Raw genomic sequence first — 23,544 nt, 5'->3', positions numbered from 1 at the left:
CGAATCCTGTGGAACAGTTGTCTGAGATGTCATCGGTGTCTCTGTTACCCCCGGTCGCTGTCCCCCGACGCGTACCCGCAACGCGTATCGAGGTCAGTCCCGAAACGAGCAGCGCAAATACTGATACGCGTCCATTTCTCGAAGGAACCTAATTGATTTGGGATCGAATCGCCCCTCAACGGCGACGTGGCGTGTCGGAGGTCGGTCAGTTCTCCCGGTTCTGCGGCAGGAGAACGAGCTTCCCGGTTCCCTCTCGTCGTCGCTCGATCCGCCCCTGAGTCTCCATCCGACAGAGGGTTCGACTGATCGTCGAGTCCGTCCAGCGGGTGCGTTCGACCAACGCCGACTGTTCGACCACGCCGCCTTCGACGATGAGGACTTGGAGGGTGCGGCGCTCGGGATTGAGGAGTTCGGGGTCGACACCCACCAGCGGATGGTCGGCGTCCGTCGCGGAGACGCGGGATTCGACACTCGTTCGACCGGAGCCCGAGCCGGCGGCCACCGCAGACCGCTCGTCCGACTGCGTACCGAGAGCGGCGGACGACCTGCGGAACTCCGCGCCGGCGGACCGTGTCGCTGCAGCGTTCGTTTCGACGACCGTCCAGAGGGAGAGCACGACGGCGGTGAGCGCACGCTTGAGCGTCGAGAGAACCGGCGTACGCGGTGACGACCGTTGATTGGATGAAGACTCATCCTCGATCCGATCGGGGTAGAGGAGGGACGAATGAGCTTCGTCGTCGGTTCGTTTCGGCATATCGGTAATACCGTCTTCACGGTGTTGGGTCTTCCACCAACTATGTTTGGGATGCCCCGGAAGCGCGGGACGATCTCGCAGTGGAGACGCGCTCGACGGCCTCTCGGACCACCGGCCGGTACGTCGGTACGGGGCGGACGGTGAGAACGAACGGCGACGAGGACGGACCGCCCCGGTCACTGGTGGTTATGTCCCGTTCGTGCGGCGGTCGATGAGCCGGTCTCCGACGGCGACGCTCACGGCGCCGAGGACGCACCCGGCGGCGACGTCGACGGCCCAGTGGATTCCGAGATACATCGTCGCGAAGGCGACCATGGCCGCGATGATCGGGGCGACGACCGCCCACACGGGATACGTCCTCCGCGTCCGCAGGGCAACGATGGCCGTCGTCACCGACAGCGAGGTGTGGAGCGAGGGGAAGACGTTCGTGTTCACGTTCACCTCGCCGGTGAGGATCTGCGTCTGCGGGTACGTCGCGTAGAGGAGCGAGTCGACGTGCTCCGGGAGGAGGTTTCGCGGCCCGTACGAGATGAAAAGGATGTAGCAGGTCAGCCCGATCACGTAGTTCGCCGCGTACGCCACCGCGGTGAGTTTCAGCGGTCGCCGGTCGTCCGAGAAGAGGTAGGCCACGAACGGGAACGAGAGCAGGAAGACGTAGCCGGAGAGGTACACCGTCGAGAAGACGGCAGTGAGCGTGGGCGTCGCCAGCGACTGGACGTGTTCGACGAAGTCGCCCTCGATAGCGTAGATGAGGCCGGTCACGTTCCACCCGATGGCCCACGAGACCGCCGGACCGACGTCACGAGCGACCTTGTTTACGACGAGTACCACGGCGAGCAACCCGAGGTACGGCGCGGCGTCTCGAACGCGCTCACGGACGGTGCCGACGCTGAGCCGAAGCCGAGTCGGACCGACGACGATGAGCGTCGCACCGAGGAGCGCGAGCGCCGCTCCACTGAGGACCGCTCCCAGTATCGACAGCAGGGGCGAGGCGTTCATTCGTCTATCAGCAGCTCGCCGTCAGACGAATACGTGTACCCGGCGTCACAGAACGTCGACTTCGCTCTTTTGACGTCGAGAGAGTCGCTTCCGGGTTCGCCGAGGAACCGGACGTCGGCGAGCGAGTCGTCCCACTCGTCGCCCTCGGGCGCGTACCGCGTCGTCCCGAGCGGAGACACGACCCGTGTCGCCTCGCCGTCGAACAGCGTGTCAACGAGGGACGACCGGTCCACGAGTCGGGCGACCGCCCGTCTGAACCCGGCATCGTCGAACGGCGGCCTTCGGTGATTGTAGCCGACGTGATAGCACCACTGCGGTTCTCCGGTTTCCACGGCGAGTTCGTCGTCTTCCCTCGCCTTCTTCGCCGCTCCGGGGGACAGCGAGTTCGCCGACGCGTCGAGGGTGCCATCCGACAGCAGTTCGACGACGGCTCCACCGGACGGGAGGACGGTGAACTCCAGCGCGTCGAACGAGAAGCCGCCGTCGAACTCGACGAGCGACTCGCCGACGCCCCCCGTCGAGAGGAAGTGCGACTCGAACGGTTCCATCGAGAGCGACTCTCCCGGGGCCGCCTCGGTCACCCGAAGCGGGCCGCTTCCGACCGGATCGAGGTTCTTCCGCTCGAGTGCCTCCGTGCGGTCGCTACCGTCGATCCGGGCCGCTTTCGTCCGGCGCGCGTACTGCTCCCAGACGTGTTTCGGGAGTATCGGGACCGACAACGCGCGCTTGGCGACCGACTCGTCCACGTCGCCAAACTCGAGCGTCAGCTCGTGCGACGACTGCGTGGTGATCTCGTTGACGAGCGACGTGCGGCCACGGTACCGCGGCGACGGGACCGGTCGGTCGAGCGACCCGAGAGCGGTATCGGAGAGGAGGTCGAACGTGAACGCCACGTCGGATGCGGTTACCAACCTCCCGTCGTGCCACTCGACGCCCTCGCGGAGGTCGACGGACAGCGCGTTAGAGTCGCCCTCGTGCCACGTCCACGACGAGGCCATCCACGGCCGAACGGCTCCGTCGTACGTCCGGCCGAGCGAATCGTAGACGAGTCGAACGATCGATCTGCCGGCCCGGAACGACGCGGATAACGGGTTCAGGTTCTCGGTCGGTCGCGCGTCGGTCAGCGCCATCCGAAGCCGGGTTTCCGAAGTCGACGTCGCCGTCGTCGACGTCGTCGCGGTCGAATCGGAGTCGACCGTTCGGGCCGAGAGGTACGACAAGGCGCTGTGCGGCGGTACTCTGCCGGGCCATTCGACCCGATCAGGGCGACTCGCCCACGTCGAGTCCGGGACTGCGATGGGGGTGAACGGCTGGTCCCCGACGAGGCGGGTTTGGATCTCACGTAGCGTCGAGGTCCGAGCTGTTCCGCGTTCGGTCCGCTGCCGCTTCAGTAGTTTGTCGAGCGGTCGGTCCTCGGTCCCGAATGGATTCTGCCACCCGCCGTCGGGTGCAAATCGGGAGTGCAGGGCCGGACGAAGAAAATCCGGGTCTCGACGGAGCGGGAGGCGGTAGACGTACATCTCGAAGTCGTGGTTCGTGAGGACCGACTGGCGGAGTTGCTCGCGACTCATTGGGACGACGGTAGCACCGATCCCGACCTGTTGGAGTTGCGTCGCTAGGTATCGCGCGAGTTTCATCGCTGCCGCGTCCCGGTCGGCAGGAACTGTCTTGATTCGTACTGAGAGCGGTCGCTGTTCGTCGCGGGAGGCTGCGGTCTCGGCCCGCCGAGTACACCCACCCGTCAGCCCGACACCGGCGAGCGCCAGAATCGACCGTCTACTGAGTTTGAGAGATGACATCTTCGAAGGGGGCAACCGTTGCAATATGCCCTGAAGTAGGACGGAAGACGTTATTACTCGGGACCTAAGCGTCCGCTATCGAATCGGAGCGGCCACCCACTTAGCCGACCCACGAGCGCGTCGACTGCGGCCCACCTCGATCAAGGGAGTCCGCGACCGAACATCTCAGCGCCCGAAGTGCGACCCGAGAGTGAGACCACCCAGAACACTCCCGGAGAGGGCCCGCTGACGAATGGACTACCACTCGTGTTTACGGTGAGTGCGTCGCGCTCATTGCCCCGGTGCCGGTCCTGCACGACCGATCGGGTGCCCTTTACTGAGCCTACCGCCTGGGAGCGTCAGCCCACCGGCAGTACGGAAACCTCGCGGTTTCGTCCGCTCGTCTCGTCGTTCAATCACAGAAGCTCAAGATCGAGTAGTAACTAGAGCGGGTCACCGCGAGTCGACGGCAATTCCGTCAAAACTGACTCCTCTCCTGCACTGCAGTCTGGCACCGAATGTCATTTTGATATCGCTGAATACGGTTTATTCGGGCTCGATCAGCCTACCGGGCAGTCGCCGGACACGGTCGTCACGCTGCCTCTGTCGTGGTGTCTGCCCATCTAAGCCACTCGGACGCCGATCGAGCGCCTTTTTCCCCGTCGAATCCTCGCTCAGAACATGGCCGACGAGTTCGACCCCGAGAAGTTCGAGGACAAGTACGTCCACTACTTCCAGGAGCTCCAGCGCGCGTACAAGAACGCGTTCAACCACATGAACGAGCGTCGCGACTCCCAGCTCATCCACGGGATCGACCAGACGGTCCTCAACGAGTCCGAGCCGTTCTACGAGGACGGCGAGTTCCGCGTCGAGCTCCCCGAGAACCCGCGCGATCGGCTGGAGGGCGTCCTCGTCGACGACGAGACGTTCGAGGAGACGCTCGAGGAGTACGTCGAGCGGATCGAAACGGAGCTCCACCGGACGTTTCAGGTCGACCGGCCGGAGTAGCGATCGCCACCGGCTCGTCGTCCGAAACGTCGGTTCTCGCGGTTCGAGTCCGGTCGAACCAAAGGCATAAGCCCGCCGACCGCCAATTCGCTGGCATGAGCACGGACACTGCCGACGGGGAAAACGAGCTCCGCGAGCGGATCACGAACTTCCTGCGGCGCAACTTCCCGCAGATCCAGATGCACGGCGGGAGCGCCGCCATCAGCCACCTCGACCGCGAGAACGGCGAGGTCACGATCCAACTCGGCGGCGCCTGCTCCGGCTGCGGGATCTCGCCGATGACGATCCAGGCGATCAAGTCCCGGATGGTCAAGGAGATCCCGGAGATCGAGACGGTCCACGCCGACACCGGCATGGACTCCGGCGCCGACGGCGACCTCGGTGGCACCAGCAGCGGCGGCATGTCGCCGTCGTTCCCCGGCGAGACGACCGACGACGGCGGCGACGACGAAGGCCCGCAGGCCCCGTTCTGAACCGCCTCCGGTAGCTCTCGATTCTCCGTTTTATCCCGATTCCGACGCCGTAGCGGCGCGTCTCTCGCTCTTCCGCCGTGGCGCCGTCGTCCGTAAATAAACTAGATATCGCTATATTAATTCTGTCAAGGCCGGCCGCGCTCACCGCGACTGAAGCCTTTTTGCCCCCGGCCACCGTGGACGGTTCCTATGCACCACCGGGAAGTCGAGACGACGGCGGAGTACGTGGCTCGGTTCGAGACCGGCGCCGACTGGCGCGAGGAGATCGAGGACCTCGCCCGCGCGGAGGACGTCGAGGCGGGCTGGTTCACGGCGCTCGGCGCCGTGCAGGACGCGGACGTCTGGTTCTACGACCAGGAGGACACCGAGTACCAGTCGGTGACGTTCGACGAGCCGCTGGAGGTCGCCGCCTGCGTCGGGAACGTCTCGCTGCTCGACGGCGACGTGTTCGCGCACACCCACGCCGTGCTGTCGCGGCCGAGCGGACAGGCGCTCGCCGGCCACCTCGACTCGGGGACCGTCTGGGCGGGCGAGTGTCACATGCGCGCGTTCGACGAGCCGCTGGAGCGGTCGCACGACCCGACGACCGACCTCGACCTATGGCTGTGAGGCGGGTCCGGCGGCGATGAGGCCGGACGACGAGCGCTACTTCGCCCGGATCGAAGACCGGCTCGACGAGGCGCTGGCGCTCGCGGAGACGGCGAAGGGACAGGGGTACGACCCGGAGCCGGAGGTCGAGATCCCCGTCGCCCGCGACATGGCCGACCGGGTCGAGAACATCCTCGGCATCGACGGCGTCGCGGAGCGCGTCCGCGAACTGGAGGGGGAGATGTCCCGCGAGGAGGCGGCCTTGGAGCTCGTCACCGACTTCGTCGAGGGGACCGTCGGCGACTACGACTCCCGCGCCGGGAAGGTCGAGGGCGCGGTCCGGACCGCGGTCGCCCTGCTCACGGAGGGGGTCGTCGCCGCGCCGATCGAGGGGATCGACCGCGTCGAGCTGTTGGAGAACGACGACGGCACCGAGTTCGTCAACGTCTACTACGCCGGGCCGATCCGGTCGGCCGGCGGGACCGCGCAGGCGCTTTCCGTCCTCGTCGCCGACTACGCCCGGTCGCTGCTGGGCATTGACGAGTACAAGCCGCGCGACGTGGAGGTCGAGCGCTACGCCGAGGAGATCGCCCTCTACGACAAGGAGACCGGGCTCCAGTACACGCCGAAGGACAAGGAGTCGAAGTTCATCGCGGAGCACATCCCCATCATGCTCGACGGGGAGGCGACGAGCGACGAGGAGGTCTCCGGCTTCCGCGACCTCGAACGCGTCGACACCAACTCCGCGCGCGGCGGGATGTGCCTCGTCGCCGCCGAGGGGATCGCGCTGAAGGCCCCGAAGATCCAGCGGTACACCCGCGACCTCGACGAGGTCGACTGGCCGTGGCTCCAGGACCTGATCGACGGGACGATCGGGAAGGACGGCTCCGGCGAGAGCGACGCGGCGGGGTCGGACGACGGCTCCGGAGACGGTGACTCGGGAGACGACGCCGAGAGCGACGCGGGCGACACCGGGGACGACGGCGACGAGGACGGAACGGACGAGCCGGACGGCCCGCCACGGGCGAAACCCTCCCAGAAGTTCCTCCGGGACCTGATCGCGGGCCGCCCCGTGTTCACCCACCCGAGCGAGGCGGGCGGGTTCCGGCTCCGGTACGGTCGCGCGCGCAACCACGGGTTCGCGACCGGCGGCGTCCACCCGGCGACGATGCACCTCGTCGACGACTTCCTCGCGGCCGGCACGCAGATCAAGACGGAGCGCCCGGGGAAGGCCCACGGGGTCGTCCCCGTCGACTCCATCGAGGGGCCGACGGTCCGGCTCGCCAACGGTGAGGTCCGGCGCATCGACGACCCCGAGGAGGCGAAAGAAGTCCGCAACGGCGTGGAGAAGGTGCTCGACTTAGGCGAGTACCTCGTCAACTACGGCGAGTTCGTCGAGAACAACCACCCGCTCGCGCCCGCCTCCTACGTGTACGAGTGGTGGGTGAAGGAGTTCGCCGACGCCGGCGCCGACGTGCAGGCCATGGCGGACGACCCCCACGTCGACCTCGAACACCCCGACGTCGACGAGGCGCTCGCGTGGGCGCGCGAGTACGACTGCCCGCTCCACCCGGAGTACACCTACCTCTGGCACGACGTGTCGGTCGGGGCGTTCGCGGCGCTCGCCGAGGCGGTCGCCGCCGGCGACGTGGTCGAGGGCGTCCTCGCGATCGAGCGCACCGAGACGACGCAAACGGCCTTGGAGGCGCTGCTGGTCGAGCACGTCGCCACGCCCGACGCGCTCCGGATCCCCACGTGGCGCCCGCTCGCGCGGTCGCTCGGGGTCGACGACGGCCTCCGGAAGACGTGGGACGAGGGCGACCTCTCGGCGGCGGCCCGCGAGTGGGACGGCGGCGAGAACGCCGTGAAGGCCGTCAACGAGGTCGCGCCGTTCGCGATCAGAGAGCGGGCGCCGACCCGGATCGGCAACCGAATGGGCCGGCCCGAGAAGTCGGAGAGCCGCGACCTCTCCCCGGCGGTCCACACGCTGTTCCCGATCAACGAGGCCGGCGGCCCCCAGCGCGACGTCGCCGAGGCCGCGAGCGTGATGGACGACTCGGGCCACCGCGGTCGGCTGGAGCTCCAGGTCTCGGACCGGCTCTGTCCCGACTGCGGCGAGCACACCTACAAGGCGCGGTGCCCCGACTGCGAGGTCCACACCGAGCCCCACTACGAGTGTAACGACTGCGGCACCGTCTGCGAGCCCGACGAGGCCGGCCGCGTCGAGTGCCCGCGCTGCGAGTGGGAGGTGCGGGCGGCGACGTACCAGGAGGTCGACCTCAACGACGCGTACCGCTCCGCGCTGGCGAACGTCGGCGAGCGCGAGGCGTCCTTCGAGATCCTGAAGGGGGTCCAGGGGCTCACCTCGCGGAACAAGACGCCCGAGCCGATGGAGAAGGGGATCTTACGCGCGAAGAACGGCGTCACGTCGTTCAAGGACGGCACTGTCAGGTACGACATGACGGACCTCCCGGTCACGTCGGTCCGGCCCGAGGAGCTCGACGTCACCGCCGACCACCTCCGCGAGATCGGCTACGAGACCGACATCGACGGCGAGCCGCTGCGCCACGACGACCAGCTCGTGGAGCTCCGGGTGCAGGACATCGTCCTCTCGGACGGCGCCGCCGAGCACATGCTGCGGACCGCCGACTTCGTCGACGACCTCCTCGAGCAGTTCTACGGCCTCCCCCGCTTCTACGAGGTGAACGAGCGCGACGACCTCGTCGGCGAGCTCGTCTTCGGGATGGCGCCCCACACGAGCGCCGCGACTGTCGGGAGAGTGGTAGGATTTACGTCGGCCGCGGTGGGATACGCTCATCCGTACTTTCACGCCGCCAAGCGTCGAAATTGCGATGGTGACGAAGACTGCGTGATGCTTCTCATGGACGGACTTCTCAACTTCTCGAAAGAATTTCTCCCCGACCAGCGGGGCGGGCGCATGGACGCGCCCTTGGTCATGTCCTCGCGGATCGATCCCTCGGAGATCGACGACGAGGCGCACAACATGGACATCGTGCGCGAGTACCCGCGCGAGTTCTACGAGGCGACGCTGGATCTGACGGACCCGGAGGAGCTGGAGGATCGCATCCAACTCGGCGAGGACACGCTCGGGACCGACGAGGAGTACCACGGGTTCGACCACACCCACGACACGACGGACATCGCGATGGGGCCGGACCTGTCGGCGTACAAGACGCTCGGGGACATGATGGAGAAGATGGACGCACAGCTGGAGCTGGCCCGGAAGATCCGCGCGGTCGACGAGACCGACGTGGCCGAGCGGGTCATCGAGTACCACTTCCTGCCGGACATCATCGGGAACCTCCGGGCGTTCTCGCGGCAGGAGACGCGGTGTCTCGACTGCGGCGAGAAGTACCGCCGGATGCCCCTCTCGGGGGACTGCCGCGAGTGCGGCGGGCGGGTGAACCTCACCGTCCACCAGGGGTCGGTGAACAAGTACGTCGACACGGCGATCGAGGTCGCCGACCGGTTCGGCTGTCGGCCCTACACGAAACAGCGGCTGAAGGTGTTAGAGGAGTCGCTCGAATCGATCTTCGAGGACGATACGAACAAGCAGTCCGGCATCGCCGACTTCATGTGAGGCGTCGCGGCCGCGGCACGCGTGTCGTCACGGCGCGGGACGCGACGGCCGACCGGTCCCGCCGGGAAGGGGGATTCCCGGCGGCGGACCGGGGGATTAGTTCCGACAGGGGTCTCGGGATGACTTCCAGACGGGTGTACCTCTCGCAGAGCGGGCTGGAAGTCACCTCGGGCTTGCGCACTCGCACGCTTGTACCTGTGGCATGGTATGGCATGGGATTATAGCGGGACCGTCACGGCACCGGTCGTTTCCTCAGCCGTCGGTCCGCGCCTCCTCGACGACCCGCGTGAACTCGCGGGCGGTCTCGGTGATCGTCTCGTAGTCGCCGCGGTCGGCGGCGTCGTAGTCGACGAGGGCGCCGCCGGCGCCGACCGCGAACGCGCCGGCCTCGACGTAGTCGCCGGCGTTGTCCGGGCTGACGCCGCCGGTCGGCATCATCGGGATCTGGCCGAGCGGGCCCTTCATCGCGCCGAGGTGGGCCGGGCCGACGGTCTTCGCGGGGAACACCTTCACGAAGTCGGCGCCGGCCTCGTAGCCGCGGATCGCCTCCGTCGGGGTCATCACGCCGGGCGCGGTGACGGCGCCGTAGCGGTTGCACGTCTCGATCACGTCCTCGTGGAGGCTCGGCGAGACGACGAACTCCGCGCCGGCCATCAGCGTCGTCCGGGCGGTCTCGCTGTCGAGGACGGTGCCGGTGCCGACGACCACTTCGTCGCCGAACGACCCCGTCACCTCGCCGAGCTTTCCGGCGACGTCGGGCGTGTCCGCGGTGATCTCGACGGCGGTGACTCCGCCCTCGCGGAGCGCCTCCGTGATCTCGATGAGCTGGTCGGCCTCGACGCCGCGCAGCACCGCGACGACGCCGGTGTCGGCGAGCCGTGAGAGCGTCTCGTTCATACGCCTCGGTCCCCCACGGAGCACTTAAATCCGCGTGGACGCGGTCGCTGCCGCACAGCGGACGGCGGGGCCGACATCGGCCCCGGTTCGCCCCCGAACCGTGCGACCGATCGACACGAAATCGCCAGCGATCGGGGGTGATCCTCGGCGAAACGGCCGCGGAGAAACACTACCCTTTTGACCCTGCTATCGGTAACAAGCGGTATAATGGGCCGACGCAAGAAGATCGTTCAAGAGTGCGAGCGGCTGATGGACACTCCGGAGAACATCCGGAACATCGCCATCGCCGCCCACGTCGACCACGGGAAGACGACGCTCTCCGACAACCTGCTGGCCGGCGCCGGCATGATCTCCCAGGACACCGCGGGCGAGCAGCTCGCGATGGACACGAAGGAGGACGAACAGGAGCGCGGTATCACCATCGACGCGGCGAACGTCTCGATGACCCACGAGTACGAGGACACCAACCACCTCGTCAACCTCATCGACACCCCGGGCCACGTCGACTTCGGGGGCGACGTCACCCGCGCGATGCGCGCGGTCGACGGCGCCTTAGTGGTCGTCGACGCCGTCGAGGGCGCGATGCCTCAGACCGAGACGGTGCTCCGGCAGGCGCTCCGCGAGGGCGTGAAGCCGGCGCTGTTCATCAACAAGGTCGACCGCCTCATCTCCGAGCTTCAGGAGGGGCCCCAGGAGATGCAGGAGCGGCTGATGTCCGTCATCGCCGACGTCAACGAGCTCATCCGCGGGATGGCCGAGAACATGGACGACATCCCCGAGGACTGGACCGTCTCCGTCGAGGACGGCACGGTCGGGTTCGGCTCCGCGCTGTACAAGTGGGGCGTCTCCATGCCGTCGATGCAGCGGACCGGCATGGACTTCGGCGACATCATGGACCTCGAACAGAACGACAAGCGCGACGAGCTCCACGAGCGGACGCCGCTGTCGGACGTCGTGCTCGACATGGTCTGCGAGCACTTCCCGAACCCGGTCGACGCCCAGCCCCGCCGCGTCCCGCGCATCTGGCGCGGCGACCCCGAGTCCGACCTGGCCGACACGATGCGACTGGTCGACGAGGACGGCGAGGTCGTCTTCATGGTCACCGACATCTCGATGGACCCGCACGCGGGCGAGATCGCGACGGGCCGCGTCTTCTCCGGCACGCTGGAGAAGGGCCAGGAGCTGTACGTCTCCGGCACGGCGGGCAAGAACCGCATCCAGAGCGTCGGCCTCTTCATGGGGTCGGAGCGCGAGGAGGTGGAGCACGTCCCGGCCGGTAACATCGCCTCGGTCACCGGCCTCCGTGACGCCATCGCCGGCTCCACCGTCTCCTCCGTGGAGATGACGCCGTTCGAGTCGATCGAGCACATCTCCGAGCCGGTCATCACGAAGTCCGTCGAGGCGCAGAACATGGACGACCTGCCGAAGCTCATCGAGACGCTCCAGCAGGTCGCGAAGGAGGACCCGACGATCCAGATCGAGATCAACGAGGACACGGGCGAACACCTCATCAGCGGGCAGGGCGAGCTCCACCTCGAAGTGATCACCCAGCGGATCCGCGACAACCAGGGGATCCCGGTCATCACCGGCGAGCCGATCGTCGTCTTCCGCGAACAGCCCCAGGAGGCGTCCCGCGAGGTCGAGGGCGTCTCGCCGAACCGCCACAACAAGTTCTACATCACCGTCCAGCCGATGTCCCAGGACATCGTCGACGCCATCCAGCTCGGCGAGGTCTCGATGGACATGCCCGAACTGGAGCGCCGCGAGGCGCTCCAGGAGGCCGGCATGGACAAGGACACCTCGCAGAACGTCGAGGACATCCACCGGACCAACATCCTCATCGACGACACGAAGGGGATTCAGCACCTCAACGAGACGATGGAGCTCGTCTTAGAGGGGCTCCAGGAGGCGCTCGACGACGGGCCGCTCGCCGCCGAGCCGGTCCAGGGGTCGCTGTTCCGCCTGCACGACGCGAAGCTCCACGAGGACACCATCCACCGCGGGCCCGCGCAGGTCATCCCCGCCGTCCGCGACGCGGTCCACCGCGCGCTGATCGACGGCGAGGTCCGCCTGCTCGAGCCGATCCAGGACGTCCGGATCGACGTGCCCTCGGAGCACATGGGCGCGGCGTCCGGCGAGATCCAAGGCCGCCGCGGCCGCGTCGACGACATGTACCAGGAGGGCGACCTCATGGTCGTCGAGGGCATCGCGCCCGTCGAGGAGATGATCGGCTTCTCCTCCGACATCCGCTCGGCCACCGAGGGCCGCGCCTCGTGGAACACGGAGAATGCGGGCTTCCGCGTCCTCGTCGACAACCTCCAGCGCGAGAAGATCATGGAGATCCGCGAGCGCAAGGGGATGAAGCTCGAACTGCCGCAGTCGATCGACTACTTCTAAGTCGACGGCGCGGTCCGCGGTCGCGGTCTTCTGCTGTTTCGCGTTCTCTCTCCGTTTTCGCGGTTCTCGCGCTCGCTCCGTCCTCGCCGCCGTCCGTGCCGTGAGTTCACACGGGCGGAAGCGAGGCAACGCCTGCCATCGCCGAAGGCTTATACCGGATCCCCCGACTCCTTTCGGGTATGCAGACGGGCACGACTCCCGCTCGGCGCATCGCGACGGAGCCAGCAAGCGACCGCTCCGCGTCGCCGACAGGACCGTGCCGGATCGCGCCGACAGCGCCGACGGCGTCGACGGCGGCCCCCGCGGAGGTGGCGGCGTGAGCGACGCCCACGAGGGGGTCGACGGGCGGTCCGACGACGAGGACGCCAGCCCCGACGGCGGGCACGCCTCGGCGACGCCGTCGACGCACACGGTGCGGCTCGAGCTCGTCGACGAGCCGGGGCAGCTGCTCGCCGCGCTCCGGCCGATCGCCGACAACGGCGGGAACCTCCTCTCTATCTACCACGAGCGGGGGAACAAGACGCCCCGCGGCCGGATCCCGGTCGAGGTCGACTTCGAGGCGACCCAGGAGCGCTTCGAGGGGATCGTCGAGGCGCTCCGGTCCGAGGGCGTGAACGTGATGCAGGCCGGGACGGAGCGGTACGCCGAGGAGGTGACGCTGCTCTTATTCGGCCACCTCATCGACACCGACCTCTCCGACACGCTCTCGCGGATCGAGGCCTGCGCGTCGGCGTCGGTCGCCGACGTGTCGCTGGCGGCGCCGCAGGGCACCGAGGACGTGTCGAGCGCCCGGCTCCGCCTGGAGGCCCGCGCCGGCGAGACCGAGGCCGCGCTCGCGGCGGTCCGGGAGCTGGCCGAGGAGAAGGAGCTGCGGCTGGTCGAGCCGCTCACGGGGGTGGAGGCGTGAGGCTCGCCGTCATCGGCGCGGGCGCCGTCGGCCGCTCCGTCGTCGAGCTCGCGGGCGAGTACGGTCACGAGGTCGTCGCGGTCGCGGACTCCTCGACGGCGGCCGTCGCTGACGGGACGGGAGGTCGGAACGCGGGCGTCGACCCCGACGCGGTGGTGGCCCGGAAGGCCGAGCGGGGGATCGTCGGCGACGACGACCCCGAGGACGCGCTGGCGGCCGACTACGACGTCCTCGTCGAGGCGACGCCGACGACGCTGGACGACGCGGATCCCGGCTTCTCGCACGTGACTCGCGCGCTGGAGCGCGACCGCCACGCCGTGCTCGCGAACAAGGGCCCGGTCGCGGAGCGGTTCGGCGACCTCCGGCGGGCCGTCGCCGACAGCGCGGGGGAGATCCGGTTCGAGGCCACCGTCGGCGGCGCCATCCCCGCGGTCTCGACCGTCGAGGACATCGAACCGGGGCACGTCACGGCGGTGCGCGGCGTGCTCAACGGCACGGCGAACTTCATCCTCACGCGGATGGCCGCCGAGGGGCTCGACTACGAGCACGTGCTCGCGGAGGCGCAGGACCTCGGCGTCGCCGAGGCCGACCCCTCCTTCGACGTCGAGGGGACCGACGCGGCGCTGAAGTGCGTCATCCTCGCGAACGTGCTCTCGTTCGGCGCGGCCGACGACCCGGCCGACGCCCGCGAGTTCACGCTCGACGACGCCGACGTGGCGGGGATCCGCGACGTGCCCGGCTCGGCGCTCCGGCTCGCCGCCGAGGACGGCCGGACGGTCCGGCTCATCGGCGAGGCGACCGGTGAGACGGTCCGGGTCGCCCCGCGGCTCGTCCCCGAGAACGGGACGCTCGCGGTCTCCGGGACGCAGAACATCGTCCAGATCGAGACCTCGCACGCCGGCCGGCTCAACATCTCGGGACGCGGCGCCGGCGGCCCGGAGACCGCGAGCGCGGTGCTCGGCGACGTCGGGCGGCTGGAGTAGCCGGCAGGGCGAACGCTCTCGGTGCGGCGGATCTCTCGGGTCGCCGCGGGGGTCTGTGTGTCGCGCTGCCGTGCCCCGCGTTGTCGAGAATCGCCCGACGGCGGCGCGATACTCTGTGGTCCGTATCGAAACCGTTTTAGTGGAATCAACCGAAACTTACTCACAGAGCGCCTTAGCGCGTGATTACCCCATGAGTGACAAACCGCACCAGAACCTGGCCATCATCGGCCACGTCGACCACGGCAAGAGCACGCTCGTGGGTCGCCTCCTCTTCGAGACGGGGAGCGTCCCCGAGCACGTAATCGAGCAGCACCGCGAGGAAGCCGAAGAGAAGGGCAAGGGCGGCTTCGAGTTCGCCTACGTGATGGACAACCTCGCCGAGGAGCGCGAGCGCGGCGTCACGATCGACATCGCCCACCAGGAGTTCGACACGGACAACTACTACTTCACCATCGTCGACTGCCCGGGCCACCGTGACTTCGTGAAGAACATGATCACGGGCGCCTCGCAGGCCGACAACGCGGTGCTCGTCGTCGCGGCCGACGACGGCGTCGCGCCTCAGACCCGAGAGCACGTGTTCCTGGCCCGCACGCTGGGCATCAACGAGCTCATCATCGGCGTCAACAAGATGGACCTGGTCGACTACCAGGAGTCCACCTACAACGAGGTCATCGAGGAGGTCAAGAACCTGCTCAACCAGGTCCGCTTCGCGACCGACGACACGACCTTCGTGCCGATCTCCGCGTTCGAGGGCGACAACGTCGCCGAGGCGTCCGACAACACGCCGTGGTACGACGGCCCCACTCTGCTGGAGTCGCTCAACGACCTGCCGGAGTCCGAGCCGCCGACGGACGCGCCGCTCCGACTCCCCATCCAGGACGTCTACACCATCTCCGGTATCGGGACCGTCCCCGTGGGACGCGTCGAGACCGGGATCCTCAACACCGGCGACAACGTCTCCTTCCAGCCGTCCGACGTGGGCGGCGAGGTGAAGACGGTCGAGATGCACCACGAGGAGGTGCCCAAGGCCGAGCCCGGTGACAACGTCGGGTTCAACGTCCGCGGCATCGGCAAGGACGACATCCGTCGCGGCGACGTCTGTGGCCCCGCCGACGACCCGCCGAGCGTCGCCGAGACGTTCAAGGCCCAGGTCGTCGTCATGCAGCACCCGTCGGTCATCACGGCCGGGTACACGCCCGTCTTCCACGCCCACACGGCGCAGGTCGCCTGTACGATCGAGTCGATCGACCAGAAGATCGACCCGTCGTCCGGCGAGGTCGCCGAGGAGAACCCGGACTTCATCAAGTCCGGCGACGCCGCGGTCGTCACCGTGCGCCCGCAAAAGCCGCTCAGCATCGAGCCGTCCGGTGAGATCCCGGAACTCGGCAGCTTCGCCATCCGCGACATGGGTCAGACCATCGCGGCCGGCAAGGTGCTCGAAGTCAACGAGCGATAATCGATGCAGCAGGCACGCGTCCGCCTCGCCGGCACGAGCCCCGAGGACCTCGACGACATCTGCGACGACGTCCGCGAGATCGCGGACTCGACGGGGGTCGCCCTGTCGGGCCCGATCCCGCTGCCGACGAAGACGCTCGAGATCCCGTCGCGAAAGTCCCCGGACGGTGAGGGGACGGCGACGTGGGAGCACTGGGAGATGCGCGTTCACAAGCGTCTGATCGACATCGACGCCGACGAGCGCGCGCTCCGCCAGCTCATGCGCGTCCAAGTGCCGAACGACGTCAGCATCGAGATCGTTCTCGAAGACTAAGCGCTAGGGCGTATTTCGCTCTCTCCGCATTTTCCACCGTCGCCAGCGGCGGCGTTGCGGTCTTCTCTCCGCTCGCATTACCGAACGTCGAGCAGCCCGACCCGTCCAGCGAGGAGGCCGCAGAACGCGCCGACGGCGTGGGCGATCAGCGCGACGCCGGGCGCCGCGGTCGTCGCGGTGAGCGCGACGGCGGCGAGCCCGAACAGCGCGAACTGCGCGCGCGGCGGGAGCCGCAGCCGGTCGAACAGCGTCGCGGTCACGACGTTGCCCGCGAGCAGGTAGCCGCCGAGCGCGAACACGGCGCCGCTCAGTCCCAGCACCGCCGTCGGCGGACCGACCAGCCCGCCGACCGTCACCTGCGCGATCCCGGCCAGTCCCCCGGTCGTCACCACGAACGCGTGGAACCGCGCTCGCGTCGTCCGGCGCTCGACGAGCGGGCCGACGAGGAGGAGCGCGAGCGCGTTCGCCAGCAGGTGACCGATCGACCCGTGCGCGTACACGCTGGTGACGACCGTCCAAGGCGCGACGGACAGCGGCGTCGCGAGCGCGAAGAGCCCTGCAAGCCCGACGACGCGTAGCGCCGCCTGCACGGCCCCGACGAGCGTCGCGATCGCGAGCGTTTCGAGGGTGGCGCGCATCGGGGACACGTTCGCGGTGGACCGACTTAAGCACGGTCGCGCCGGTCGGATCGCGCCGGTCGAGTCACCGGTCAGATCACGTCGTCGGGGTCGTGGGCCGCCGCCATCCGGTCGGCCTCGGCCGCGTATCGCTCTCGCTCGGCCGGGTCGTCGACGGTCCCGACGTTCGCCGGGTCGGCGTCGACCGCGGCGGTGGTGTCCCGGACGTCGGAGAAGGAGGTGAGCGCGCGCTCCTTTCGGAAGTACCGCTCGCCGTCGGGCGTGGCGTAGGTGAGGATCACCATGTTCTGCTCGTCGTCGGAGTACGTCCGCTCGACGAGCCACATTCGGACGGTGTCTGTCATGTGTAATATTTCGATAGACGCACAAAAGCACCTTTCGGCGGTCGTCAACTCCTCGGAACGCGGTTCGGTCCGCCACGTGGAGACGGTCGAACGCGGTCGCCGAACCGTCAGCGTTATGTGTTTTAGGGCGACCTAAATAAACGCATGACCGTCGAACGGCGCCTCGAACGCCTGCAGACCGGCGCGCTCGCCGGCCGGTTTCGATCTCCCCGGTACGGGGAGTCGCGTCCATGACGGGGGCCGGCCTCCGGGCGCGCCTCCGCGCCGGGCTCTCGCGCGGGCGACTCACCGCCTTCGGGACGCTCCTCGTCCTCGGAGTCGGCGCGGCGATCCTCGCCCGGAGTCTCGACGCGGGCGCGGTCGTCGCGGCCGTGACGGCGGCCGATCCGACGCTCCTCGCCGTCGCGTTCGGCGCCTACCTGCTCTCGTGGCCGCTCAGGGGGCGACGGTACGGCGACGTGCTCGCGGCGATGGGCCGGCGCTGCCGGACCGATTTCCTCACCGCGACCGTGTTCGCCAGCCAGACCGCGAACCTCGTCGTCCCCGCCCGCGCCGGCGACGGCGTCCGCGCGTACCTGCTCAAGGAGCGCCGGGACGTGCCGTACCCGACCGGCGTCGCCTCGCTGGCCGTCGAGCGGGCGTTCGACCTCGTGGCGATCGGCGCCCTCGGGGGCGTCGCGCTCGCGCTCCTGTTCCTGACCGGTCGGTCGCCCGGCTCGGGCGAGTCCGTCGGCGCCGTCGCGCCGTCGACCGCGCTCGCGGCCGCCGCCGGCATCGCCGCCGTCGCCGCGGTGCTCTCGGTCGCGACCGTCGCGGTCGCCCGGAGCGACCGGCGGTTCGGGTCCGCGCTCCGCGCCCGCGTATCCGGATCGCGACTCGCGGGGCTCGTCGACGCCGCCGTCCGGTTCGGCGCGTCCGTCCGCGTCGTCGCCGCCGACCCCCGGCGCCTCGGCGCGGTGTTCCTCTGGAGTATCGCCGTCTGGGCGCTGGACGTTCTCACGGCGGTGCTCGTGCTCGCCGCGCTTCTGGGGGGCGTCGGTGGGCCGGTCCCGGCGACGACGCTGCTCGTCGTCGGGACGCTCGCGGTCAGCGTCGGCAACCTCGCGAAGGTGCTCCCGCTCTCGCAGGGCGGGATCGGGCTGTACGAGGCGGCGTTCACCGGTCTCGTCGTGAGCGCGACCGGGCTGCCGGTCGAGACCGCGCTCGCGGCGGCGATCCTCGACCACGCGCTGAAGAACGCCGTCACGCTCGCGGGCGGCGGCCTCGCCGCGCTCGCGCTCGGCCTCTCGCCCGCGGCCGGCCCGGCGGGAGACGGGGAGCCGACGCCCTCGGTGCAGGCCGACGGGGGGAGCGTCGTCGGGGAGTCCGGGACGGAAGGCGCCGCCGGCCCCGACGTGGAGAGCACCGGCGACGCGGCGTCGAACGCGACCGATGAGAGCGGGTCGTCGCATCCCGGACCGTCAGATTTTTAGGTTGGCCTAAAAACATCGGAGTATGGAAGGACGCCGCGAAGCAGCCGCGAGCGGGGACATCTGCGTGATCGTCCCCACGATCCGGGAGTACGAGTGCCTCCGCGCGTACGTCGCGAACGCCCGCGAGCACGGGTTCGACGTCTCCCGGCTCCACTTCGTGCTCGTCACCGAGGACTTCTGCGACGTCGAGGAGATGCGCGCCATGCTCGACGACCTCGACGTCTCCGGCGAGGTGTTCGACGGCTCCCGCCGCGAGGAGTGGTACGAGGCCAACGACGTCGCGGAGTACGGCCACGTCGTCCCGGCCGCGAGCCACGCCGAGACGAGCTTCGGGCTGTTGTACATGTGGGCCGACAACGCCTTCGAGTACGGCCTGTTCATCGACGACGACACGCTCCCGCACGACGACGAGGACTACTTCGGCCGCCACATGGAGAACCTCGCGTTCGAGGGGGCAGTCGAGTCGGTGAGCTCCGACGAGCAGTGGGTGAACGTGCTCTATCAGAACGCCGACGAGCACGGGCTCTACCCCCGCGGCTACCCGTACTCGGCGATGGACGAGACGGTCGAGACGGGGACCGCCGAGGTCGAGTCCGGCGAGGTCGTCGCCTCGCAGGGGTTGTGGACGAACGTCCCCGACCTCGACGCGGTCCGGATCCTGATGGACGGCGACCTGGAGGGACAGGCGCAGACCCGGACGACCGCCGACGACTTCGGCGGCGACTTCGTCGCCGCGCGCGGCAACTACCTCACCGTCTGCTCGATGAACCTCGCGTTCCGCCGCGAGGTGATCCCCGCCTTCTACCAGATGCCGATGGACGACAACGAGTGGGACGTGGGTCGCTTCGACGACATCTGGTCGGGCGTCTTCCTCAAGCGCGCCTGCGACGTGCTCGGAAAGCGGATTTACAACGGCCGTCCGCTGTGCGAGCACAACAAGGCCGCGCGCTCGACGTTCGACGACCTCGCGAACGAGGTGGCCGGACTGGAGCTGAACGAACACGTCTGGGAAGTCATCGACGAGGAGGGGGCCGACGCCGACTCGTTCGCGGCGGCGTTCGCGGAGATGGCCGACGCGCTCGCGGAGGGGGACTTCTCCGAGTGGAACAACGGCGCGTTTCTCAACCACTGCGGCGAGTACATGCGCGACTGGCTCGACTGCCTCGACGCGATTCAGCGTACGCCGGCGCCCGCGGACGACTGAACCGACACGATTAAAAGTATTTAGGCAAGCCTAAAACACATGACTCACCACTTCCCGGACGACGTGGATCGCCGGCGGTTCCTCGCGGCCACGGGCGCGCTCGGCGTGGCCGGGCTCGCCGGCTGTATGGGCGGCGACGACGAGAGCGACGACGGCGACGACGGCGGCGCAGAGGGGTCGATCGGACAGATCGGCTCCGGCCGCGCGGGTCGCGGTGCCCCCGGCGGTACCCCCATCGCCGAGATGCCCGACCTGGAGGGCGAGCTCACGGTGTACTCCGGTCGCGGCGAGTTCCTCGTCGGCGAGCTCGTCGAGTACATCGACGACCAGTACGACGACTTCGACCTGACCGTCCGGTACGGCGGCTCCACCGACCTCGTCAACCAGATCGCCAACGAGGGGGAGGGGTCGCCGGCCGACGTGTTCTACTCGGTGAACGCCGGATCGCTCGGCGCGCTGGCCGACGAGGGACGCACGCAGGCGCTCCCCTCGGAGGTCACCGAGATGGTCCGGTCGGAGTTCCGCACCGAGCAGTGGATCGGCACGTCCGGTCGCGCCCGCACCGTTCCGTACAACACCGAGGAGTTCTCCGACGACGACCTGCCGGACGACGTGATGGCGTACCCCGAGGAGTTCGACGGAAGCCTCGGCTGGGCTCCCTCGTACGGGTCCTGCCAAGCGTTCGTCACGGCGATGCGACTCATCGAGGGCCCGGAGGCGACGCGCGACTGGCTGGAGTCGATCGTCGAGTCCGGGATCAGCAGCTACCCCGACGAGTTCGCGGCCTGTCAGGCGATCGCCGACGGCGAGATCGACGCGGCGTTCACGAACCACTACTACACCCAGCGCGTCCTCGACGGCAACCCGAACGCGTCGATCGGCACCGCGTTCACGAGCGGCGACGCCGGCGCGGTGTTCAACGTCGCCGGCGCCGCGGTCATCGACACCGCCGCCGACGGGACCCTCGCCGGGAACTTCGTCCGTCACCTGCTGTCGGCCGAGGCGCAGGACTACTTCGCCCGGACGACGTTCGAGTACCCCCTCATCCCCGAGGTGGAGCCGATCGGGGACCTGCCCACGATCGACGAGCTCGACGTCCCCGACATCGATCTGACGCAGCTGTCCGACCTCGAACCGACGATCGACCTCATGCGCGAGGCCGGCGTCGAGGTGTAGGCCCGCGCCGCCGCCCGTGGCTTCTCCTCCGGCCCTCCGCCGTCTCCGTCGGTCCGCCCGCCGACTCGCGAGCGGCGCGCGCGTTCGGCTCGCCGAGACCGACCGGCTGACGCTTTCGGCCGCCCTCGTCGCCCTCGCGACGGGAGCGCTCACCTTCCTCGTCGCCGCGACGCTGTTCCGCTACCACTCCGTCAACCACGACGAGGCGGTGTACCTCACGCAGGCCGCGCTGCTGCTCTCCGGGCAGCTCGAGATCCACGCCGGCGCGCTGGCCGACGCCGTCCACCCGTGGTTCTTTATCGAGGACGGGGGACGGCTCTACCCGAAGTACAACCCCGTCCCCGCCGCGATGTACGCCGCGTCGATGGCGCTGTTCGGCGAGCCGCGGGTGACGCTCGCGGCGGTCGCCGCCGGCAACGCGGCGCTCGTGTACCTGCTCGGGTCGACGATATTCGACCGGCGGGTCGGCCTCGCGGCCGCCGTCTGCTTCGTCGCGTCGCCGCTGGCGCTCGTCACCTCTTCGGTGTTCCTCCCGTACGCGCCGACGACGCTGTTGAACCTGCTGTTCGCGGTCGCGTACCTCCGAGGCGTCCGCGACCGGTCGCTCCCGCTCGCCGGGCTCGCGGGCGTCGCGATCGGGCTCGCCTTCTTCGCCCGGCCGTACACGGCTGTCCTGTTCGCGGCGCCGTTCATCCTGCACGCGCTCTGGCGAGTCGCCGGCGCGGTCCGCGAGTTCGGCGCGGCTCGCGAGGCCGGCATTTGGCCCTTTCCCGGCCCGATCCGTCGCCACGGGCTCACGGCGCTTCTCGGGATCCTGTTCGTCGGCGTCACCCTCGCGTACAACCTCCGGATGACCGGCTCCCCCCTGACCTTCCCGTACGAGGCGTTCGCGCCGATGGACGGTCCCGGATTCGGCGAGCGCCGGATCCTCGGGCACAGCGAGGCGTACACGCCCGAACTTGCTCTCCGCTCGAACGGATATGCGCTGTGGTACCTCGCAACACGCTGGGTCGTCGCCGGGCCGCTCGGCACGCTGCTCGCACTCACTGGCGGCGGGCTGGCCGCGCGCCGCTGGTTGTCGGGGCGGCGCGCGCTCGGATTCGGTGACGGGAACGTCGGACGCGGCGGCGCCCCTACTCGGCGATTCGAGCGAACCGCCGGGCTCCTCCTCGTCGGCGTCGCCGGCTCCGTCGCCGTCGGGAACCTCTTCTTCTGGGGGACGAACAACCTCCTCGCGACGCTCTCGGACCCGACGGACGGGCTGGTCGCCGGCTTCGGACCGTTCTACCACTTCGACCTCCTCGTTCCGCTGTCGATATTCGCCGGCGTCGCCGTCGTCGCCGGCGGGCGAAGACTCTCCCGGCTCCGCGCGCGGCTCGCGTCCCGGGTCACGCCGGGAACCGCGCGGGCGGTCGTCGTCGCGGTCGCGGTCCTCGCGGTCCTCGGCGGAGCGCTCGGCGCGGCCGCCGCGGCCGAGGCGCCGCTCGACCGGCACGCGTCGCACGCCGAGAAGTACGAGACGGCCTACGCGCCGATCGAGGCGGCGGAGTTCGACGACGACCTCGTCTTCGTCCCCACGCCGTACGGCGAGTGGCTCAACCACCCCTTCCAGGCGCTCCGGAACGATCCCGGACTGGACGGTCCGGTCGTGTACGCGCTCGACCGCGATCCGGCCGAGGATTTCGCGGTGATCGACGCGTACCCCGACCGCGACCTCCGCCGCTACGCGTATCGGGGGGAGTGGACGCCGGACCCGAACCGACACGTCGCCCCCAAACTCGAACCGCTCGACGTCCGCGAGGGGGCGCGGATCGACGCGACGGCGACCGTCGGCGTCCCGGACCGCGTCCGGCGCGCGGTGGTCCGGCTGGAGACCGCACGCGGTGACGGTAGCGCCGAGTACGACGTGCGCGACCCCGACGGATCGCTCACGGCCGACTGGTCGCTGACGCCCGCGGGCGCGACGTTGGACGGGGCTCCGAACCAAACCGTCCCGATCGACCCGGCGGGCGACGAGGTGATCGTGACGGTGACGCTCGTCGACCCCGCGGGCTCGACGTTCACCTACCGGCAGGAGGCGACGGTTCGGGAGTCCGACGGGAGGGTCGAGGCCGTCTGGCCGCCGGAGCGCTTCGTCTGTCGGCTCACGACCGAGTGCGGGACGGAGGGGACGTATCTGTCGGACGACCCGGAGGCGCACCCGGAGTGGGTCGCCTTCGAGACGGACGCCGAGGCGAGCGAGGAGCGGTGAATCGATGGTGGTCGTTCATGGATAGTCGACCGTGGCTCGACGGGGAACACCTCCAACGATCCAACCGCTCATTTATAAACGGTCAATTACGGATTGTCGGTGGACACCTCCAAAGCCCCAGCCGCGAGGCGGTCGCACGCTCGCTGCGCGCTTCAGTCGCTCGCGGTGCTCGCTCCTTCCAGTGCTTACGTCGCCTGCGACCGCCTCGCGGCTGCCCCTTTGAGTCCCTCCCAGCCGCACCGCAACTACGCCTCGCACCTCCCCAGCCTCGCGGTTCGCGCTCTTCGAGCGCTCACCGCGTCCCTC

At 69.0% G+C, this 23,544-nt stretch carries 19 protein-coding genes; 13 read left to right on the top strand and 6 right to left on the bottom strand.

Translation table 11 applies throughout. The features are described from left to right. Positions 1 to 205: 205 nt before the first annotated feature. From FGM06_RS16295 to FGM06_RS16290, 3 genes are all read right to left on the bottom strand, one after another. Positions 206 to 616 carry a helix-turn-helix transcriptional regulator gene (locus FGM06_RS16295; protein WP_241662593.1) on the bottom strand — a complete coding sequence of 137 codons (411 nt, stop codon included), beginning with the start codon at positions 614 to 616 and terminating at the stop codon, positions 206 to 208. A 324-nt stretch (positions 617 to 940) separates the two neighbouring features. Then, positions 941 to 1,753, bottom strand: coding sequence for a phosphatase PAP2 family protein (locus tag FGM06_RS14465; RefSeq protein ID WP_144799986.1), 813 nt, complete (start codon positions 1,751 to 1,753; stop codon positions 941 to 943). Continuing rightward, positions 1,750 to 2,883 carry an ABC transporter substrate-binding protein gene (locus tag FGM06_RS16290; protein WP_241662592.1) on the bottom strand — a complete coding sequence of 378 codons (1,134 nt, stop codon included), beginning with the start codon at positions 2,881 to 2,883 and terminating at the stop codon, positions 1,750 to 1,752. The genes FGM06_RS14465 and FGM06_RS16290 overlap by 4 nt, the downstream gene beginning before the upstream one ends. 1,329 nt (positions 2,884 to 4,212) lie before the next feature. Between FGM06_RS16290 and FGM06_RS14455 the strand changes: the two genes are divergently transcribed. The 4 genes from FGM06_RS14455 (at position 4,213) to FGM06_RS14440 (ending at position 9,201) form a co-directional block, all read left to right on the top strand. After that, a complete protein-coding gene (locus FGM06_RS14455) occupies positions 4,213 to 4,539 on the top strand; it encodes a DUF5783 family protein (RefSeq protein ID WP_144799985.1) in 327 nt (108 codons plus the stop codon). Positions 4,540 to 4,634: 95 nt separating this feature from the next. Continuing rightward, a complete protein-coding gene (locus FGM06_RS14450) occupies positions 4,635 to 5,012 on the top strand; it encodes a NifU family protein (protein WP_144799984.1) in 378 nt (125 codons plus the stop codon). A 189-nt stretch (positions 5,013 to 5,201) separates the two neighbouring features. Continuing rightward, positions 5,202 to 5,621, top strand: coding sequence for a PPC domain-containing DNA-binding protein (locus tag FGM06_RS14445; RefSeq protein WP_144799983.1), 420 nt, complete (start codon positions 5,202 to 5,204; stop codon positions 5,619 to 5,621). Positions 5,622 to 5,637: 16 nt separating this feature from the next. Next, positions 5,638 to 9,201: a DNA polymerase II large subunit gene (locus FGM06_RS14440; RefSeq protein ID WP_144799982.1), complete on the top strand. Its 3,564-nt coding sequence runs from the start codon at positions 5,638 to 5,640 to the stop codon at positions 9,199 to 9,201. 252 nt (positions 9,202 to 9,453) lie between these two features. Here FGM06_RS14440 and FGM06_RS14435 read toward each other — a convergent pair whose 3' ends face one another. Further along, positions 9,454 to 10,098 (bottom strand): bifunctional 4-hydroxy-2-oxoglutarate aldolase/2-dehydro-3-deoxy-phosphogluconate aldolase, encoded by a 645-nt coding sequence (locus tag FGM06_RS14435; protein WP_144799981.1) that lies wholly within the window; start codon positions 10,096 to 10,098, stop codon positions 9,454 to 9,456. A 207-nt stretch (positions 10,099 to 10,305) separates the two neighbouring features. Here FGM06_RS14435 and FGM06_RS14430 point away from each other — a divergent pair, with 207 nt between their 5' ends. From FGM06_RS14430 to rpsJ, 5 genes are all read left to right on the top strand, one after another. Continuing rightward, positions 10,306 to 12,495 carry an elongation factor EF-2 gene (locus tag FGM06_RS14430; protein WP_144799980.1) on the top strand — a complete coding sequence of 730 codons (2,190 nt, stop codon included), beginning with the start codon at positions 10,306 to 10,308 and terminating at the stop codon, positions 12,493 to 12,495. 256 nt (positions 12,496 to 12,751) lie between these two features. After that, positions 12,752 to 13,402: an amino acid-binding protein gene (locus tag FGM06_RS14425; RefSeq protein ID WP_144799979.1), complete on the top strand. Its 651-nt coding sequence runs from the start codon at positions 12,752 to 12,754 to the stop codon at positions 13,400 to 13,402. Beyond that, complete coding sequence (locus FGM06_RS14420; RefSeq protein WP_144799978.1) at positions 13,399 to 14,385, top strand: homoserine dehydrogenase; 987 nt, start codon at positions 13,399 to 13,401, stop codon at positions 14,383 to 14,385. Before FGM06_RS14425 ends, FGM06_RS14420 begins: the two co-directional genes overlap by 4 nt. Positions 14,386 to 14,575: 190 nt before the next feature. Continuing rightward, positions 14,576 to 15,841 carry a translation elongation factor EF-1 subunit alpha gene (gene tuf, locus FGM06_RS14415; RefSeq protein ID WP_008005409.1) on the top strand — a complete coding sequence of 422 codons (1,266 nt, stop codon included), beginning with the start codon at positions 14,576 to 14,578 and terminating at the stop codon, positions 15,839 to 15,841. A 3-nt stretch (positions 15,842 to 15,844) separates the two neighbouring features. Then, positions 15,845 to 16,153, top strand: a complete 309-nt coding sequence (gene rpsJ / locus FGM06_RS14410) for a 30S ribosomal protein S10 (RefSeq protein WP_004048854.1) — start codon at positions 15,845 to 15,847, stop codon at positions 16,151 to 16,153. Positions 16,154 to 16,230: 77 nt separating this feature from the next. On the opposite strand, the gene FGM06_RS14405 is transcribed toward rpsJ, so the two are convergent. Both FGM06_RS14405 and FGM06_RS14400 read right to left on the bottom strand, forming a co-directional pair. Beyond that, the gene (locus tag FGM06_RS14405) at positions 16,231 to 16,791 is read right to left on the bottom strand and encodes a rhomboid family intramembrane serine protease (protein WP_144799977.1); all 561 of its coding nucleotides are present in this window, start codon (positions 16,789 to 16,791) and stop codon (positions 16,231 to 16,233) included. Positions 16,792 to 16,862: 71 nt separating this feature from the next. Beyond that, positions 16,863 to 17,135 carry a hypothetical protein gene (locus FGM06_RS14400; protein WP_144799976.1) on the bottom strand — a complete coding sequence of 91 codons (273 nt, stop codon included), beginning with the start codon at positions 17,133 to 17,135 and terminating at the stop codon, positions 16,863 to 16,865. 230 nt (positions 17,136 to 17,365) lie between these two features. On the opposite strand from FGM06_RS14400, the gene FGM06_RS14395 reads away from it, so the two are divergent. The 4 genes from FGM06_RS14395 to FGM06_RS14380 are packed head-to-tail and all read left to right on the top strand — an operon-like array spanning position 17,366 to position 23,238. Next, positions 17,366 to 18,607, top strand: coding sequence for a lysylphosphatidylglycerol synthase transmembrane domain-containing protein (locus tag FGM06_RS14395; RefSeq protein ID WP_144799975.1), 1,242 nt, complete (start codon positions 17,366 to 17,368; stop codon positions 18,605 to 18,607). A gap of 22 nt (positions 18,608 to 18,629) precedes the next feature. Continuing rightward, positions 18,630 to 19,811 carry an alpha-1 4-glucan-protein synthase gene (locus tag FGM06_RS14390; RefSeq protein WP_144799974.1) on the top strand — a complete coding sequence of 394 codons (1,182 nt, stop codon included), beginning with the start codon at positions 18,630 to 18,632 and terminating at the stop codon, positions 19,809 to 19,811. A 39-nt stretch (positions 19,812 to 19,850) separates the two neighbouring features. Beyond that, positions 19,851 to 20,987 (top strand): extracellular solute-binding protein, encoded by a 1,137-nt coding sequence (locus FGM06_RS14385; RefSeq protein WP_144799973.1) that lies wholly within the window; start codon positions 19,851 to 19,853, stop codon positions 20,985 to 20,987. 16 nt (positions 20,988 to 21,003) lie between these two features. Then, the gene (locus tag FGM06_RS14380) at positions 21,004 to 23,238 is read left to right on the top strand and encodes a DUF7846 domain-containing protein (protein WP_144799972.1); all 2,235 of its coding nucleotides are present in this window, start codon (positions 21,004 to 21,006) and stop codon (positions 23,236 to 23,238) included. The last annotated feature ends 306 nt before the right edge of the window (positions 23,239 to 23,544 follow it).

It is taken from the genome of Halorubrum depositum (genome assembly GCF_007671725.1).
Taxonomy (GTDB): domain Archaea; phylum Halobacteriota; class Halobacteria; order Halobacteriales; family Haloferacaceae; genus Halorubrum; species Halorubrum depositum.
Note: the sequence above shows the minus strand (reverse complement) of the source record. Positions and strands in the feature narration are given on the sequence as shown.